At 40.8% G+C, this 701-nt stretch carries 3 protein-coding genes; all 3 read right to left on the reverse strand.

All coding sequences use genetic code 11. The features are described 5' to 3' along the window. Window positions 1–107: 107 nt before the first annotated feature. Complete coding sequence (locus tag SANK73390_RS22170) at window positions 108–299, reverse strand: hypothetical protein (RefSeq protein ID WP_462768455.1); 192 nt, start codon at window positions 297–299, stop codon at window positions 108–110. After that, window positions 289–534 (reverse strand): hypothetical protein, encoded by a 246-nt coding sequence (locus SANK73390_RS22175; protein ID WP_462768456.1) that lies wholly within the window; start codon window positions 532–534, stop codon window positions 289–291. The genes SANK73390_RS22170 and SANK73390_RS22175 overlap by 11 nt, the downstream gene beginning before the upstream one ends. Next, the coding region (locus tag SANK73390_RS22180) for a Mor transcription activator family protein (protein WP_462768458.1) at window positions 528–701 on the reverse strand (174 nt) is incomplete at its 5' end. The genes SANK73390_RS22180 and SANK73390_RS22175, both read right to left, overlap by 7 nt.

Consider the following 701-nt stretch of genomic DNA (forward strand, 5'->3'; position numbering starts at 1 on the left):
CGGGAATATGTGGGAGAGTTCGGGATTGAGTGAGAGAATATTTCAAAACAGTTTTCAATATTTCAAAATGAGCGGCGCTTTAAAATTTGCGCCGCTTTTTAGTTTTGTTAATTAATAGATGGAACGGTTGTAGCCTTTTGAGCGTAAGCATTTTCACTATATGCTGTTTGCGTTTCTTTGCCTGCATCGATCAATACCTGCATAGCGCCAACCACATCATCCAATGACTCACAACCGCACTTATTTAAAAACGCAGCTATATAATGTGGGGCCATTTCTTCAGCTATATTACTCTTCATTGTTTACCTCACTCATAAGATCCCAAACGAGCTTCCATATCGGTGTGCTGTCAGGTTTGTCTGGTGCTATTGATGGGCCGCCATTTCGACCAGTTGTGATAATTTTCTTTGGCTCACTCAATTGCTCTTCTATATATACCCTTTTGCCAAACTCGAAACCGAGCAATAGCGTGGTAAATAGAGCTAGCAATAATAGCCATGTGTTTACTGTGATCTCGTCGTCTGGCTTCAGCATAACGTGGGTTCCTCATCATCTGGACCCTTGCCTTTATTGCTATCAAATAGATCACCTTGTAATTGATCGCGCTTAACTTTTGTCATTGTGCGAACAACTGTGTAAATCCACTGTACTGAACAACCAAACTTTTTAGATAGCTCAACATGATTTTTACCGTCGAACTC

The sequence above is a fragment of the Pseudoalteromonas sp. SANK 73390 genome, assembly GCF_054966645.1.

Excerpts from the sequence above, each read along its gene's own strand:
- SANK73390_RS22170 (WP_462768455.1), bottom strand. The coding sequence starts at position 299 with ATGAAGAGTAATATAGCTGAAGAAATGGCCCCACATTATATAGCTGCG.
- SANK73390_RS22175 (WP_462768456.1), bottom strand. The coding sequence starts at position 534 with ATGCTGAAGCCAGACGACGAGATCACAGTAAACACATGGCTATTATTG.